This is a genomic window from Novilysobacter viscosus, assembly GCF_046600715.1.
Classification (GTDB): domain Bacteria; phylum Pseudomonadota; class Gammaproteobacteria; order Xanthomonadales; family Xanthomonadaceae; genus Lysobacter_C; species Lysobacter_C viscosus.
The window spans coordinates 96,381-111,486 of record NZ_JBJMAV010000002.1; the positions used below are offsets into that span (position 1 = coordinate 96,381).

Sequence of the window (15,106 nt, forward strand, 5' to 3'; positions counted from 1 at the left end):
TCCAGATGGAATACGCGATGCCCCGCCACGCCCTGCGCCCGCTCGCCCTCGCCCTTGCCCTCACCCTGGCCTCGACCGTCGCCGGGCCCGCCGCCCACGCACAGTCGGTCGAACCGCCAGCGGCATGCACCGATTTCCACGGTCACGCCAACGCCAGCTGGTTGCAGAACAACCCGCTGCCCGCCGGTGCCGACTCGATCTCCGCGCTCGGCCAGCTGACCGACCGCGCCCGCCACCAGCAGGTCGAGTTGCTCAATGCAGCGATGCAGTCGCCGCAGGGCAACGTCCAGCAACTTCTGGGCGACTTCTGGGCCAGCGGCGTGGACCTGGCGTCGGTGGAACGCGACGGCGCCCAGCCTATCGCCCCGCTGCTGCAGCGGATCAATGCGATCCGCCGCCACCGCGACATCGCGCCGGCCATTGCCGCGTTGCACCAGGTCGGCATCCCGGTGGCGTTCAACTTCAGCGCCGACGTCGACCTGCGTGACCTCAAGCGCCACATCGGCTACTTCAGCCAGGGCGGTCTGGGCCTGCCCGACCCGGCGTACTACATCCGCACCGACGCGCCCACCCGTGACCTGCTCGGCCAGTACACGTCATACGTGCAGAAGATCCTCGCGCTGACCGGCACGCCGGAGAAGGACGTGGCTGCGCAGGCCCAGATGGTGGTGGACCTGGAAACCCGGATCGCGAACGTGACCCGCCCGCTGGCGCAGCTTCGCGACCCGCTCAGCAACTTCGCGCCGGTCGCCACCGCAGACCTCGACAAGGCCTACCCGAACCTCAAGCTGGGCGAGTTCCTCAATACCCAGTCTGTCAGCGACGACACCGTGTCGGTCGCCAATCCCGAGCTGTTCGCCCACGTCGACACACTGGTGCGCGAACTCAAGCCCGAGCAGTGGAAGGCCTACCTGCGCTGGCGCGTGGGCGATTCGATGGCCCCCTACATGGCCCGCGCCTGGCGCGATGCGAGCTTCGACTTCCGCGGTCGCGTTCTGGAAGGCCGTACCGCCCCACTCCCTCGCCAGCAGATGGTGCTGGATGCAATCAACCATGCCGCGGGGCCGATGCTGGGCCGCGAGTACGCCAACCGCTACCTGCCCGCCGAATCCAAGTCGCGGGCGCAAGAGATCGCCACCGCGGTGCGCAACGCCCTGGGCACCGCGCTCGACCGCGACACCCGGCTGGGCCCGCAGGCCAAGGCCGAAGCAAAGGCCAAGCTGGCGGCGATGAAGATCGAGGTCGGTACGCCATCGCGCGACCTGGACTACACGATCCAGCCGATGGGCCGTGGCAGCTTCGGCGGCAACATGCTCATTGCCTCCACCTGGCACCGCGCGCAGGAGATGCGGCGGATCGGCGCGGACAACGCCGACCGGCGCTGGAACGTGCTGCCGCAGGAACCGGCACTGGCGTACGACATCGCCCAGAACCGCCTGGTGGTCACCGCGGCGATACTCCAGGCGCCAGTGCTGGACATGACCCGTGACACCGCATCGCAGTTCGGCAGCTTCGGCGCGCTGGTCGGCCACGAGATCAGCCACGGGTTCGACGTCCGCGGCCGCCTGGTGGACGCGCGCGAACAATTGCGCGACTGGTGGACGCCGGCGGACGTCAGCGCCTGGGACACGCTGGGCAACCGGGTGATCACCCAGTACGGCGCGCTGGAAAACCCGGTGATCGAGGGCATCCGGTTGAACGGGGCGCAGAGCCGCGACGAGAACATCGCCGACCTGGCGGGCGTGGAGCTGGCGTGGGCCGCTTACACGGCGGCGCGTCCCGATGCACCCAAGGAGGGCCGAGAGGACTTCTTCGAGGGATGGGCCTCGATCTGGGCCGAGCACGTCAGCCCGGCCGAAGCGACCCGCCGCGCCGCCAGTTCCGTGCATGCCCCCGGCAAGTGGCGGACCAATGCGCCGTTGATGAACCACGCGGCCTTCGCCGAGACCTTCGGCTGCAAGGCAAGCGACCCGATGCAGCTGGCCGACGGGCAGCGCGTGGTGCTCTGGCCCTGAGTCGCGCCCACCGGCCCGGCATCAATGAGAACGGCGCGGACTCCCGCGCCGTTTTTCATTTGGACGGGCGGGTGAGCGTCACCGGACGACGGGCCTTCGCGTGGGGGTTGCAAGCCGCCATTCCGGGTGAGGCCATCGGACTGCAGGAGGCGGACCCGGCGATGGCCGGCCCCGGTCAGCGCACGATGCGTGGACGCGGCGGCTTACGCCTGCCGAAGGGCGGATGGCCGCGCCAGTAGCGGATCAGCAACCAGCCGAACAGCATGCCCCCCAGGTGGGCGAAGTGGGCAACGCCCGGCTGCAGGCCGGTAAACCCGAGCAGCAGCGCAATCGCGCCGTAGACGATCACCAGCGTGCGCGCCTTCATCGGAATCGGGGGGATCAGCAGCATCACCCGCTGGTGTGGGAACAGCATGCCGTAGGCCAGCAGCAGGCCGAAGACGCCACCCGACGCGCCCAACGTCGGATACGCGGGCCCACCCTGCGACAGTGTCCAGGCGCCTACCGCGAGCTGGCACACCGCGGCGCCCACCACGCAGACGAAGTAGAACGTCAGGAAGCGCTTGGGCCCCCAGGTGTGTTCCACCGGGGCGCCAAACATCAGCAGCGCCAGCATGTTGAACAGCAGGTGCGCGATATCGCCATGCAGGAAGGCATAGGTGACCAGTTGCCACGGCATGAAACCGTCGCCCAGCGGCCACAGCATCAGGGGGCCCAGCGCGGTCCGCTCCAGGACCAGCTGCAACAGGAATGCGACGCCGTTGGCGATCAACAGGGCCCGCGTAACGGGCGGAAGATTGGAGAACATTTCAACTCCCGGGGGATGCGACATGGTAGCGGCAGGCACCCGCCACCGCTTCACCTGACCGCAGCCTGCCCTGCCCTACCGGGCTCGCGGCGCCCCCCAAATCTGCGCGTCCACGCTGGCGGCCGCGGGCTGGCCGCGCACCCGTCCGTTCTCGATGCGCACGCCTTCGGCCCGCAGGCGCCGGCACTGCTCGCGGTAGCCGTCCGAGCCCTCTGGGAGGGCGATGCGGCCGTCGGAACGCAGCACGCGATGCCATGGCAGCCCAGGGTCTTCGTTGAGCGACAGCAAACGCGCCACCCAGCGGGCGCGACCGTCCAGACCGGCCCTGCGTGCGACCTCCCCGTAGCCCGCCACCTGGCCTGGCGGTATGGCTCGCACGGCCTCTAGGACACGCTCCCGGGCGCATGGGCAGGGGCGCGCATCGCTGGAGTCGTGGGTGGGGGCCATGCCGGTTAGGATACGGGCCTGCCCCCAGTGGAGCCGCCCGTGCGCAATTTCGAATCCATCCGCAGGCACATCAAGTCCGCCGGCTTCCAGATCCGCATGCAGGAGGACGAGGTGCTCTGCATCGAGCTATCCCTCGAGAAGGGCACGCGGCACCAGGCGATCTTCCTGTCGGAGCTTGACGACGACGACGGCCGGCCCTACCTGCGCGTCAGCACTGCCGTCGCCCCCACCACCGGGCTGGATGCGCGCCGCTCGCTGGTCTTCAACTGGCAGAGCCGGGTGGGCTACCTGGCCATCGGCGACATGGACGGCGTGCCCTACCTGCAACTGTGCGAGAACCGCCCCTACGACGGTCTTGACGGCGCGGAGATCGACCGGCTGGTGCTGGAGATCGGCGGGCTGGGCGATCGCATGGAGCGGATGCTGTCGGCGGGCGGCGACCTGCTCTGACCGCCGCGGGCGGCGCGGGCAGGACAACTAAAAAAGGCCGCCCCGCGAGGGACGGCCTTTTCGATGTCTGGTGGGCGGTACAGGGTTCGAACCTGTGACCCCTACCATGTCAAGGTAGTGCTCTACCGCTGAGCTAACCGCCCATCCGCCGGCAGACATACCCGGCGAAGGGCGCGAAGTGTAGCCCGCGCGCGGGCGGCCGGCAACTGCCTGCCAGCCCGCGTCAGGCCTGCGGCGGGATGCGCAGGACCTGGCCGGGATAGATCTTGTCCGGGTCGCTGAGCATCGGCTTGTTGGCCTCGAAGATGCGGTTGTACTGGCCGGCGTCGCCGTAGACCTTCTTGGATATGCCCGACAGCGTGTCGCCGGATTCGACCGTATAGGTCTTGCTGGTCCATTCGCCGCCCGGGCTGCCGGCCGACGCGTGGGACTGCCCGGCCGAGCCGCCCGCGTATCCGACGTTCGAACCCGGCGCGCCGATGCTCAGGCGGTCGTCGACCCGGCCAACGCCCTCGACGTTGCCGACGATGAGCACGGCCTTCTCGCGGGTGTCCTGGTCGCGCACGGTGCCTTCCATCACCACGGTGTCGCCCTCGAACCGGAACCGGATCCCGTCGGGGTCGATGCCGTGCTCACGCAGGTGGGTGCTGAGCGGCTTGGTGGAATCGGTGGCGCTACGGTCGTGGTCACGGCCGAAGATGCGGGCGCCCGCATCCTTGATGAAGTCGAACATACCCATGGGGCGTCTCCGTTGTGGGGGAACCGCGACCCTCGCACCCGGGCCGTGACGGGGCGGTCATCCCTGCCCGCCCGCGCCGCCCTCAGTGCAATGCGATGTCCTTGATCTGCCGGATCTGGTCGCGTACCGCGGCGGCCTCCTCGAACTCCAGGTCACGCGCGTGCTTGTACATCTGCTGCTCCAGCGCCTTGATGCGGACGGCGGCCTCGGCGGGTGCCAGCGTCGCGTAGTCGACCGCCGGCTCGGCGGCCTTGCGGCCCTTGCCGCGGCCCTTGCCCTTTGCCGAGTCGGGGTCGGCCCGTGCGCCTTCCATGATGTCCACCACCGGCCGGATGACCGAGCGCGGGGTGATCCCGTGTTCAATGTTGTATTCGACCTGCTTGGCGCGGCGTCTGTCGGTTTCGTCGATCGCCTTGCGCATCGAGTTGGTGACCCGGTCCGCATACAGGATCGCCTTGCCACGCACGTTGCGGGCGGCGCGGCCGATGGTCTGGATCAGCGACCCGCCCGAGCGCAGGAAACCTTCCTTGTCGGCGTCCAGGATGGCCACCAGCGAGACCTCCGGCATGTCCAGGCCTTCCCGCAGCAGGTTGATGCCCACCAGTACGTCGAATTTTCCCAGTCGCAGGTCGCGGATGATCTCCACGCGCTCCACGGTGTCGATGTCGCTGTGCAGGTAGCGCACCCTGACCCCGTGCTCGCCCAGGTACTCGGTCAGGTTCTCGGACATCCGCTTGGTCAGGGTGGTGATCAGCACGCGGTCGCCCATGGCAACGCGCTCGGTGATCTCGCCCAAGACGTCATCGACCTGCGTCGCAACGGGACGGATCTCGACCACCGGGTCGATCAGGCCGGTCGGCCGCACGACCAGTTCGACCACCTCGCCCTCGGACTTGTCGAGCTCGTAGGGGCCCGGCGTCGCGGAGACGAATATCGCCCGGGGCGAGCGACCCTCCCACTCCTCGAACTTGAGCGGCCGGTTGTCCAGCGCCGAGGGCAGCCGGAAGCCGAATTCGACCAGCGTTTCCTTCCGCGAGCGGTCGCCCTTGTACATCGCGCCAATCTGCGGAACGGTCACGTGCGACTCGTCGCAGACCAGCAGCGCATCGGGCGGCAGGTAGTCGAACAGGCAGGGCGGCGGCTCGCCGGGCATGTGCCCGGTCAGGTGGCGGCTGTAGTTCTCCACGCCATTGCAGTACCCCACCTCGGCCAGCATCTCCAGGTCGAACTGGGTGCGTTGCGCCAACCGCTGCGCTTCGACCAGCTTGTTGGCCGAGTACAGCTGCTCCAGCCGCATCTTCAACTCGTCCTTTATCGCATCCACGGCATCAAGCACCGTGCGGCGCGTGGTCACGTAGTGCGACTTGGGGTAGATGGTGTAGCGCTGCAGCTTTCGCAGCGCCTCTCCCGTGAGCGGGTCGAAGGCGGTGACCGACTCGATCTCGCCATCGAACAGCTCGATCCGGATCGCCTCGTCGTCGCTTTCGGCCGGGTGCACGTCGATCACCTCGCCCCGCACGCGATAGGTGCCGCGCCGCAACTCGGTGTCGTTGCGGCTGTACTGCATCTCGGTCAGGCGACGGATCAGCTCGCGCTGGTCGATGCGCTCGCCGCGCACCATGTGCAGCACCATCCGGAAGTACTCGTTCGGGTCTCCCAGCCCGTAGATCGCCGACACGGTGCACACGATGATGGCGTCGCGGCGCTCGAGCAGTGCCTTGGTGGCGGACAGGCGCATTTGTTCGATGTGTTCGTTCACCGAGCTGTCCTTCTCGATGAACGTATCGCTCGAAGGCACGTATGCCTCGGGCTGGTAGTAGTCGTAGTAGCTGACGAAGTACTCGACCGCGTTGTTCGGGAAGAACGACTTGAACTCGCCGTACAACTGGGCGGCCAGGGTCTTGTTGGGCGCCATCACCAGCGTCGGCTTCTGCACGTGTTCGATGACGTTGGCAATGGTGTAGGTCTTGCCCGAACCGGTCACGCCCAGCAGTGTCTGGTGGGCCAGCCCGCCCTCGAACCCTTTCACCAGCCGCTCGATCGCGGCCGGCTGGTCGCCGGCGGGCTGGTAGGGGGAGACGAGCTGGAACCGCCCTTCTTCCACTACGGGTCTGCCGGGCTGGGGCGGGGTGCTGTCGTTCATGGGCATCGGCCTGGGTGGACAGAGCAGTGTAGCGAGGCCGGATAGATGGGGCCGCGCGCGGACTTTCCCTACCCCTCCGGCCCCCAGCCCCCGATATCGCCTTGGCATCGATTGACGCACCCTGCGCGTCGTTCCATGACAGGGATGTCGCATGAAGTGCCGCAGGGGATTCACGTTGATAGAAGCGCTGATCGCCCTCGGGCTGGCCTGCGTGCTGCTGGCCGTCGCCGTCCCCGCGATGAGCCACGCGGTCTCCGCCGCGCATGCCGGGAAGGCCCGGAGCCTGATCGCCACCACCCTGCTGGACGCCATGCGCAACGCAACGGTGGGTGGCGCGGAGGTCGTGACCTGCCCCTCGCTCGACGGGCTCTCGTGCACGGGGGACCCGGATTGGAGCGTAGGCTGGATGTCGTTCGCGGACATAGACGGGAGCCGCCAGCGCGGGCCCCACGAGCCACTCATTCGCAGGGAGGCCGCACTGGAGGGCGGGGTCAGGCTGCGGTCCACCCGTGGCCGTGCTCGCCTGGTCTTCCAGCCGGGGGGCAGCACGGCGGGGTCCAACGTGACCTTCACCCTGTGCGACAAGCGAGGCCCGAGGAAAGCGATCACGCTGGTCATGGCCAATACCGGACACCTGCGCAGCGGGCGCCCAACCGCCGCAGCCGCAGATCAGTGCGCCTATCAATAGCGACGCGCTGGCCGCGAGGCGGCGGCCTGCTTGACCCTGCCCGGGGCCACCCTTACGATATGCGCCCCCGCCCGAATAGCTCAGCCGGTTAGAGCACTTGACTGTTAATCAGGGGGTCGTTGGTTCGAGTCCAACTTCGGGCGCCAGTATTCAAGAACAAGAAAGGGCCGCGGATTCCGCGGCCCTTTTTTCTTGATGGCGCCGGGTGCAGTCGGTCCACCCGTGGCGCACTGTTACCAGCAGTAGTCGGCGTCCGCGGTCCCGCCATCGATCCCCTTGGTGCCCTGAGCGTCGAGGGTAAGCGTCCCGCACTTTCCATCCTTGGATGCCTGGCCGCCCTGGGGAACGGCTTCCAGGGAGAAAGCGGTGGCCGTTGGTACCGCCGTGAACGCCACCGTGTAATGGTCCGGTGAGATGTCGGGGCCGCAGGCCGGGGGGTCGGGCGCCCCCACGTAAGTCAGGTTGATCGTGTAGTAGCGCTCCATCGCCTGGGCACGTTCCATCAGGCAGGCGGCCGCCGCTGAGCGCCTCGACTTGGTCACCGAGGCGTCGTAACTGGCGACTGCAAGACCTGCAAGGATCGCGATGATTGCCACCGTGATCATCAGCTCGATCATGGTGAAACCCCGGACGTGCCGCCGGTGCGGCGCCTGGGTGTGGAGGCGGTCTGGCTTCATTGGGTTGGTCATGGTCAATCCGTCACGAGTTCACGCCAGGACACGCGGCCCGACGCAGCTGGGTTGTTGACGCCTACCGAACCGGTGTTACCGCCGGAACCGCCCACGCCAATGATCTTCTCGATGAGCAGGCCGTCGGTGGGCATGCCCACTCCGGTGTTAACGGAGCCAACTGCGTTGCCACCTACCTCGTCGTCGGTGTATTGGCCATCCCCGTCCACATCGAAGAAGTGGTCCGGGACGCTGCCACCGGTGAAAGCGTTCAAGGCATTCAGGAAGCCCTCACCACCAGGGAGGCACGGATTGGCATCGGGAATGATGCTGGAGAACAGCAGCACATTCGCTACCACTGCCGGATCGCCGATGATGCGCTCCCCCTGCGCAGTGCCGGGTGCCGGGGGGGCGAAGTCGATGTACCAGCCGTCCTTGTCCGCCGGCATCTGCACGCTGGAAGACTCGAATGACCGGACCGTCCGACCTGCGATGGTCCCCACCGCCGATGTCGTGCGCTCGACCAGGGAAGTGTCGCGATCAGCGACCCGATCCCCGTCATCGATGATGCCGTACATGCTCTGGACCGAACGATCGGCCGGGTCACCAGGCTCGATCATCTTGCCGGTGCCGAAGAACACCCACTGCTTGTAGGTCGCCGGGTCGATGCCGATCGTCACGCCACCGGTGATCGGCTGGCGCTTGTTGTCATCGTCGGTGGCAATGAACAGCGGGCGGGGATTGGTCTTGGTTCCCAGCGCAACCCCCCAGCTATTGCTGTTGGTCGCGGTCAGGTCGAACTTCCAGAGGTTGCCCTGGAGGTCGCCGGCGTAGACGTAATCGACCGTGCCGCTGGCGTCCTGGTCCCAGCCGCGGGGTGCGGAAAGGCCGTTGTTGAGGCTTCCACCGGTGGGAATGCGAGCTATGACGGAGCCGTCGGCGAGGTCCAGGACCAGCAATACCGCCTGATCGCTGTCGCTGTTGAAGCCGTTGCCGATCACCACACCCGTGCGTCCGTTATTCAGTTTCGCGATGAAGGGCTCGCCGGTTACGTGGCCGAGGTCCGCGATGTTGCTGACGTCCCACTCGACGTCCGCGTTGCCAAAGGAGTCCGGGTCGGTCACATCCAGCGCATAGACACCCCGACCGCCACGTCCCAGCGTTCCCACCAGGATGTTCTTGCCGGGCGTCTGGCGCTTGTTGGAAACGACGATCGGACCGTCGACGAAGTAATAGTGGGGATATGACGGTTGGCTCAGGGTCCGCAGACGGGCCATGTCGAGCGAGCCCGGTACGTAGGCGAACCTCTCAGCCCCGGTGTCGGCGTCGATCGCGTGGAGCATGCCGTCATTGGCACCCACGAAGATCGTGTTGCTGTCGGCCGAGTACACCGGGGAGCTGTGGATGATGTCTCCCAGCAGGCTGTTGCGGTTTCGGAAGACGCCGCCATCGAAGCGCTGCTCGCCGGAGCGTTGGCCCTTGAGGTAGTTCGCGACCGCAGCTCCGGTATTGCTGCCGTACGCCAGCGCCGTCTGCTGCGCGGTGGTGGGGAAACTCGCTCCCGAGGTGCCGTTGTGGGTAAAGACGTCACGGGTCGTGTAACCCGGGATCCCGTCGGATGCTTCCCATAGCGGCGGGTTTTCGTTGATGCCCCCGCTCGTGACCGCGAACGCCTGGAGTTCACCCGTCCATTGCCCACCGATGTAGCGAGCCTGGAACAGCTTCGTGTTCGTGCTCAGCGTCGTGCTGTTGGCAGCCACGTTCGAGCTCGACGAAGTACGCTCCGAGATCTTCGCCAGGGCCTCTTCCAGTCCCGAGGCGAAGGCGGCAGGATCGGTCGCCGCAACGAACTCGCCCCGGCCGTTGACCGCGGCATGCCAGAGATCGTCGATGCGCTCCTGGTTCTCGGCGTCCATGGGATTGGGCCAGTTGATGTCTCCGGCCAGCAGTCGCGGAAGATCGGTATCGGGGTCCAGCGTGCCGCGGAGCCCGATCGAAATCCCGAAGGTCACCATGTGCTGCCAGAACGCCGGGTTGGCGGATGAAACCGGGACGATGTTATCCATGTCCGGGCGAAGGTCCTGCTTCCAGAACCGCATGGCCATATCGGCCAGCGTGTTGCTATTGCTGTCCATGTACGGCGTGGATGGCGTGTACCGGTAGCTGGAGCCTTCGGGTTTTGAAATCAGCTCACCTTGCGTGTTGTCGGAGTTTCCCGAGTCGGTGGCGCCGGAAAAGTTGTTCCAGTAGCCGTCCGACGTCAGGATCGAGAAGTTCTGGCGGCAGGCATACTGATTGCCATCGCCATCCGTGAGCCCGCCGTACGGGCCGCCAGAACTGCCATCTGAGAAATATTGGCCCGCCCTCTGGAGAGCCCCATGCAAGGGGGTGTTACCGCTACCCTCTGCGTTGAAAAGCCGGGCGTACCATGTGCTCTTGTTGGTGCCGGTAAAGACGCCGTTGCTGGAATCAACCGGGATATTGAATTCTTCACGGTTCCAGATGCTGTCGTAACCAACACGGTATTTGCCGCCGTCCAGGCGTGCGAATGCATCCGCCGAGCCGCCCTTGGCCACCTTCATGCGCGTGCTGTGATAGGACTGCCAGATGGCGAAGTTCCGACGCTCGTCAGCCGGCGAGCGACCCGTAGGGGTGGCATCGCTGCAATTGCCCCAGCCTGTTCCCACGCGATCGCATCGGCGGACCCGCAGGTCCTGCAGGATCTGGTAGCGGAAGAAGTTCGCCGCATTGTTGAGGTAGGTGGAGTCCGTGCGGCTCATGTCCCGCGGCACGTAGAACGTCTGCACGCCGCCACATACCTGGAACCACTGTCCGTTCTGCCTCGACCACTGGCAACTGCCAGTGTCGGAGAGGTTGATGGTCCCCCCACCCACCTTGCTGAAATCCGCGTACGCGGCGTCGTAGGACATGCCACCGGTCATCCGGGTCCCATCCGCCGTCGTCCAGGCCTGATAGGTGATGCGGGGATCGTAGTAGATCGCGTTGAACGCAAACGACCGGTTCTGGATCGTATTGGCCAAGCCACCGCTGTCGCGGTTGCCATTCTGCGGCATCCGTTCCCAGGTCATGGAGCCGGAATCGTCGAGGATGAACCGGATATTGGGCAGCACTCCGTTGCCGGACTGCGGCGGCACATTGTCGACGGTCAGAGCGGCCTGGACCGGCAGGGCAAGCAGCGTCGCAAAGAAGGCGAGCGTCACCCCGTTGAGCAGGTGCGGCAGCTTGCGACGGCTGGGAGATTTCACTGCGGGGGATTTCATGTCGGCCTCCATCAAGAGCCGGCGAGATTGGATTGCAGCACGACCTGGGCGCGGTCGGCGGCGGTGCTACGGGCCGAAACCCGGTAACGGGGCTTCAGGCAACTCGGGTGCTGCGGGATTTCACTGTCGCAACGCGGCCAGCTGGGGGCTTCGCCCATGTATTCGATGAAGAACTCGGGCTGGATCGCCACGTCGCCGACATCCACAAGGGCGCCACCCCAGTGCGCGCCGTTGCGGTCGGCGCGCGGCACGTAACCGGCCTCCAACTCCGCTTGGGTCGGCTGGTCACAGAGGTTGCCGTTGCAGCCTCCGGACCCGATGACCGGAAAACCGGCGCGACCATTGGCCAGGATGGCCGCCTCGCCCTCCCGGAGGGCGGCTTCCGCAGCCTGGAACGCCAGGCTCCGATCAAGCAGGTTGGCACTCATGCGCTCTTCCATCAGCGTGCCGCGCAGGCTGGCCAGACCCAGCAGGGTCATCACCAACAGCAGGATCAGGACCACCATGAGGGCGGCGCCGGATTGCTTCTTCGGGGCGCGGATCATGCGGATGTTCATGCGTTCCTGTTCCTGAGGGTCGCGATGTGGACCAGCTGCCGGCCGATCACTTCGCCGTTCAGTCCGACGCGGTCTTCACCTTCCAGCTCGAGTTCGATCCGTGCGGCAAGCACCTCGCCCCAACGCGTGCCCACCGCACCGGCGGCGACATACGTTGCTGCCCCGGGGAGCAGGTAACTGATCTGCATGTCCTCGACGCCGTCGGTGATCTCTTCCGGGGGCCCCATCACGCCCCTCCGCAGGACGCTGCGATAGAGCGAGTTCCCACCGGCCGGGTTCTCGCCGATGAACCAGCGAACCGCCTTGAGCCGGACCATCTGCGAGTTCTCACCGTACTCGTAGTTGTTGCACAGGTTGGTGGGGCTGCCCGTGCAAGCGCACTTCACCGGCACTCCGAGCGCCTTGGTGCAGTTGCCAACGGTCCCGGTGCCGGTGTTATGGACGACGGTCGCATTCGTCGCGCTGGGCCCCGTCATCTGGAAGATCGTGGCCTGACGGTTGTCGCAGACCAGCAGCACCTCGTCGACCACAAGGTCGTGGTCTGGCGTATTGAGGTGGAACGCGGCGGCCGTGGGGTTGTGGCTCGCGACGGTGACACCCCGGCCTTCGCCGGACATCAGCTCGACCGCGTCGGTGCCTGCCACCCGATTGCCCGGCTCCTCCAGTGCAAACGCGCCCTCGACTCCGCGGATCCCGTCGCCGAAGTTGGTGAACCAGGTGCTCGTGGGGTTCTCCAGCACGTTCGCAATGGGCAGGCGACTTGAGCAGGGGTTTCCACCGGCTTCGCGCAGGTCGCGCGCCATCAGCTCGAACGCGACGCGGGCGTTCTCCTGGACGCGCCCCAGGCTCTCGGTGGCGGTATAGGTCTGGCGGTTGGACATGAAAACGCCGATGGCCGCGCCGACTACCAGCAGGCCCAGCACGAGCGCCACCATCAGTTCGACGAGACCCAGGCCGCTCTGGTAGGTGTTGCGATTGGTCGATTTGCGTGTCATGTCAGATCCGGGTCTGGGTTTCTACGGCTTGCTCGGTATCGCCGGTGGCGCCCTGGGGCCCCGCACGGCTGTCGTCCCACTGCACCGTCACGGTGCAGTTGCCCGCGTTGCAGACGACTTCGCCACAAGCGGTGCTGCCCATGGTGTCCTGCAGGTCGCGGATCCAAATGGCCTGGTCGTTGGCCACCAGGCTGCCGCCTCCACCCGGAGGGGCGCAGGTCATGCCCATGTTGTAGCCGCCCGCCAGGGCGACCACGCGGTTGGCACGCATGGCATCGATGATGCTGTAGCTCTGCACCACCGCCTGGCTCCGCTCCAGGGAACTCTGGCTGTTACGCAGCGCCGTTGCCTGCATTGCGGCGATGCCGAGCAGGCCGATCGCCATGATCAGCACGGCTACCAGCACCTCGATCAGGCCCGCCCCGCGGATGGACGCCCGGGAGACGTTGATGCTGCGCTGACGCGAATGAATTGTGTTGCCCATCTTCAATTGTCCGTTCATGGAGCGACGCACGCGCCGCCGGCGTCGCTGCGTCGGCTGTTGATGCGGCTACCGAATGCCAGCTCCACCAGGCGCTCGTTCTGGGGCGGCTGGGTCGTGGGCAGGCAAACGCTGACCAGCGCATCCAGCAGCGCACCATCGGCGGCCCGCGCCATGCCATCGGCGCGGAACTCGATGCGGTTGCCGTTGCCGGTGATCGTGTCGGCGGCCCGCACCTGCACCGGCTGTTCGACAACGCTCACGCGCAATACCTGGTCGTACGTGCCATCTCGGTTGGAGTCGGCGATGGTGATCCACTGGCCCCACTCGTCACCGTCGGTGCAGGTGGCGCCATCATCGCTCTCGCAAACAGCTACGCGCAGGTTGCGACGCAGCGATTCCATCTTGGCCAGCTGCAGGGAGGCGACCATCTCGTTGGAGTTGGCGGTCAGCCGGTTGCCGTTGATGAGCCCCGTGAAGCTGGGAACCGCCAAGGCGATCATGATCGCGAGCACCGCGATCGCGACCAGCAGCTCGATCAGGGTGAAGCCTGAGGTCGCGCGCGCGGAACGTCGCTGGGCGTCCGGGTGGACTACTATTGCCACGTGCTGCATTGACCCCTCCCATGGTTTGGCCTGACTACCGTACGGCTCCCTACCCCTGTGATCCAGCAATGCCCGATGGACGGCCGGTATGCCGGCGCGGGCGGTGGCGAGACCGCACCTTTGCGAATGCGGCATCATGGAGCGCCGCGCAGCGGATTCCGCCATGGCAGCCCCCATCGCGCCCCGATCCCACCCCCTGGATGGCCTGTGGCAGGCGCCTACCCTGATCTGGGTGGTCCTGGGCGGCCTGGGCCTGGCGACGGTACTGGCGCTCGCGCCGGGCGTCACCGCTGACCGGGCGGTGTATTTCGGGTTGGCGGCAATGGCCATCGAATGGATCGCCCTGCTCACCCTGGGCTCGCTTTACCTGTTGCGCCACGGCCTGTCGCACACGCGCGCGTTGCGGGTCGCCTACCTCGCACTGGCGCTGTTGGTGCTCAACACATGGCTGGTCTGCGCGCTGGCATGGTGGCTGATGGGCGAGGCCTGGTCCCTGACGCCCGGAGGATGGGCAAGCCTGGTCGCGCGCCTGACCGGCATCATCCTGGTGGTCGGGACGCTCGGCCTGGGTGCGTTCCAGAACCACTGGCGCGCCCGGCAGCTGGCGGTCAGGGCCAAGCAGGCGGAGCTGGAGGCGCTGCAGGCACGAATCCGGCCGCACTTCCTGTTCAACACGCTCAATACGGGGGCCGCGCTGGTGCACCAGCGCCCCGGGGACGCCGAGCGATTGTTGGTTGACCTGGCCGACCTGTTTCGCGCGGCCCTGGGCGGTCCGCGGGAAATACCCCTGGCCGATGAGCTGGCCCTGGCGCGCCGCTACCTCGAGATCGAAGCGTTGCGGTTCGGCGACCGGCTGCGGGTGCGGTGGCTGCTGCCGGACTCCCTCCCCGATGTGGCCGTGCCCGCCCTGTCGATCCAGCCACTGGTCGAGAACGCCATCCGCCATGGCGTCGAGCGCGTGCCGGGCGGTGGCGAGGTGGCGGTATCGGTGATCGACGACGGTGACGGTGTGGTCGTGACCGTCACCAATCCCCTGCCGGGCCCCACGGGGTCTGCCGCCGTGCGGGAAGGGCACCACGTCGGGCTGCGGTCCTCGCGTGCGCGCATCGAAGCGTTGACCGATGGCCGTGGACGGCTCACCACCCGCGAGGTCGACGGGCGCTACGAGGCCACCGTGCGCATCCCACGCCACCCGTCCACTTAGTCCGCCGGCTCGGCGCCAGTGCGCC

Annotated in this window: 14 protein-coding genes and 2 tRNA genes; 5 read left to right on the forward strand and 11 right to left on the reverse strand. The window is 66.8% G+C overall.

The features are described from left to right. Nucleotides 1-17 precede the first annotated feature (17 nt). A complete protein-coding gene (locus ACJQWL_RS04095) occupies nucleotides 18-2,015 on the forward strand; it encodes a M13 family metallopeptidase (protein WP_330967592.1) in 1,998 nt (665 codons plus the stop codon). A gap of 175 nt (nucleotides 2,016-2,190) precedes the next feature. Here the strand turns inward: ACJQWL_RS04095 and ACJQWL_RS04100 are convergent, their stop codons facing one another. Continuing rightward, nucleotides 2,191-2,823 carry a rhomboid family intramembrane serine protease gene (locus ACJQWL_RS04100; protein WP_330967591.1) on the reverse strand — a complete coding sequence of 211 codons (633 nt, stop codon included), beginning with the start codon at nucleotides 2,821-2,823 and terminating at the stop codon, nucleotides 2,191-2,193. A 75-nt stretch (nucleotides 2,824-2,898) separates the two neighbouring features. After that, a complete protein-coding gene (locus tag ACJQWL_RS04105) occupies nucleotides 2,899-3,270 on the reverse strand; it encodes an MGMT family protein (RefSeq protein WP_330967590.1) in 372 nt (123 codons plus the stop codon). Nucleotides 3,271-3,309: 39 nt separating this feature from the next. Between ACJQWL_RS04105 and ACJQWL_RS04110 the strand changes: the two genes are divergently transcribed. Then, nucleotides 3,310-3,720 (forward strand): hypothetical protein, encoded by a 411-nt coding sequence (locus ACJQWL_RS04110; protein ID WP_330967589.1) that lies wholly within the window; start codon nucleotides 3,310-3,312, stop codon nucleotides 3,718-3,720. Nucleotides 3,721-3,788: 68 nt separating this feature from the next. Here ACJQWL_RS04110 and ACJQWL_RS04115 read toward each other — a convergent pair. From ACJQWL_RS04115 to uvrB, 3 genes are all read right to left on the reverse strand, one after another. Beyond that, a tRNA-Val gene (locus tag ACJQWL_RS04115) sits at nucleotides 3,789-3,863 on the reverse strand. Nucleotides 3,864-3,943: 80 nt separating this feature from the next. After that, entirely contained in the window at nucleotides 3,944-4,459 is a 516-nt protein-coding gene (gene lysM, locus ACJQWL_RS04120) for a peptidoglycan-binding protein LysM (RefSeq protein WP_330967588.1), read from the reverse strand. A gap of 82 nt (nucleotides 4,460-4,541) precedes the next feature. Further along, nucleotides 4,542-6,602, reverse strand: a complete 2,061-nt coding sequence (uvrB, locus tag ACJQWL_RS04125; RefSeq protein WP_330967587.1) for an excinuclease ABC subunit UvrB — start codon at nucleotides 6,600-6,602, stop codon at nucleotides 4,542-4,544. A 151-nt stretch (nucleotides 6,603-6,753) separates the two neighbouring features. On the opposite strand from uvrB, the gene ACJQWL_RS04130 reads away from it, so the two are divergent. Beyond that, the gene (locus tag ACJQWL_RS04130; protein WP_330967586.1) at nucleotides 6,754-7,290 is read left to right on the forward strand and encodes a GspH/FimT family protein; all 537 of its coding nucleotides are present in this window, start codon (nucleotides 6,754-6,756) and stop codon (nucleotides 7,288-7,290) included. Between the two features lie 69 nt (nucleotides 7,291-7,359). Then, a tRNA-Asn gene (locus ACJQWL_RS04135) sits at nucleotides 7,360-7,436 on the forward strand. Between the two features lie 87 nt (nucleotides 7,437-7,523). On the opposite strand, the gene ACJQWL_RS04140 is transcribed toward ACJQWL_RS04135, so the two are convergent. From ACJQWL_RS04140 to ACJQWL_RS04165, 6 genes are read right to left on the reverse strand one after another with little or no spacing between them, the layout of a single operon-like run. Then, a complete protein-coding gene (locus ACJQWL_RS04140) occupies nucleotides 7,524-7,967 on the reverse strand; it encodes a type IV pilin protein (protein ID WP_330967585.1) in 444 nt (147 codons plus the stop codon). Between the two features lie 14 nt (nucleotides 7,968-7,981). Next, nucleotides 7,982-11,239 (reverse strand): pilus assembly protein, encoded by a 3,258-nt coding sequence (locus ACJQWL_RS04145; RefSeq protein WP_330967584.1) that lies wholly within the window; start codon nucleotides 11,237-11,239, stop codon nucleotides 7,982-7,984. Between the two features lie 11 nt (nucleotides 11,240-11,250). Then, complete coding sequence (locus tag ACJQWL_RS04150; protein ID WP_330967583.1) at nucleotides 11,251-11,796, reverse strand: pilus assembly PilX family protein; 546 nt, start codon at nucleotides 11,794-11,796, stop codon at nucleotides 11,251-11,253. Next, entirely contained in the window at nucleotides 11,793-12,791 is a 999-nt protein-coding gene (locus tag ACJQWL_RS04155; protein WP_330967582.1) for a PilW family protein, read from the reverse strand. The genes ACJQWL_RS04150 and ACJQWL_RS04155 overlap by 4 nt, the downstream gene beginning before the upstream one ends. Nucleotide 12,792: 1 nt before the next feature. Further along, nucleotides 12,793-13,275 (reverse strand): type IV pilus modification protein PilV, encoded by a 483-nt coding sequence (gene pilV / locus ACJQWL_RS04160; protein ID WP_330967581.1) that lies wholly within the window; start codon nucleotides 13,273-13,275, stop codon nucleotides 12,793-12,795. A 14-nt stretch (nucleotides 13,276-13,289) separates the two neighbouring features. After that, nucleotides 13,290-13,886, reverse strand: a complete 597-nt coding sequence (locus ACJQWL_RS04165) for a GspH/FimT family pseudopilin (protein WP_330967580.1) — start codon at nucleotides 13,884-13,886, stop codon at nucleotides 13,290-13,292. A 154-nt stretch (nucleotides 13,887-14,040) separates the two neighbouring features. Here ACJQWL_RS04165 and ACJQWL_RS04170 point away from each other — a divergent pair, with 154 nt between their 5' ends. Then, nucleotides 14,041-15,081 (forward strand): sensor histidine kinase, encoded by a 1,041-nt coding sequence (locus tag ACJQWL_RS04170; protein ID WP_330967579.1) that lies wholly within the window; start codon nucleotides 14,041-14,043, stop codon nucleotides 15,079-15,081. Nucleotides 15,082-15,106: the final 25 nt, after the last annotated feature.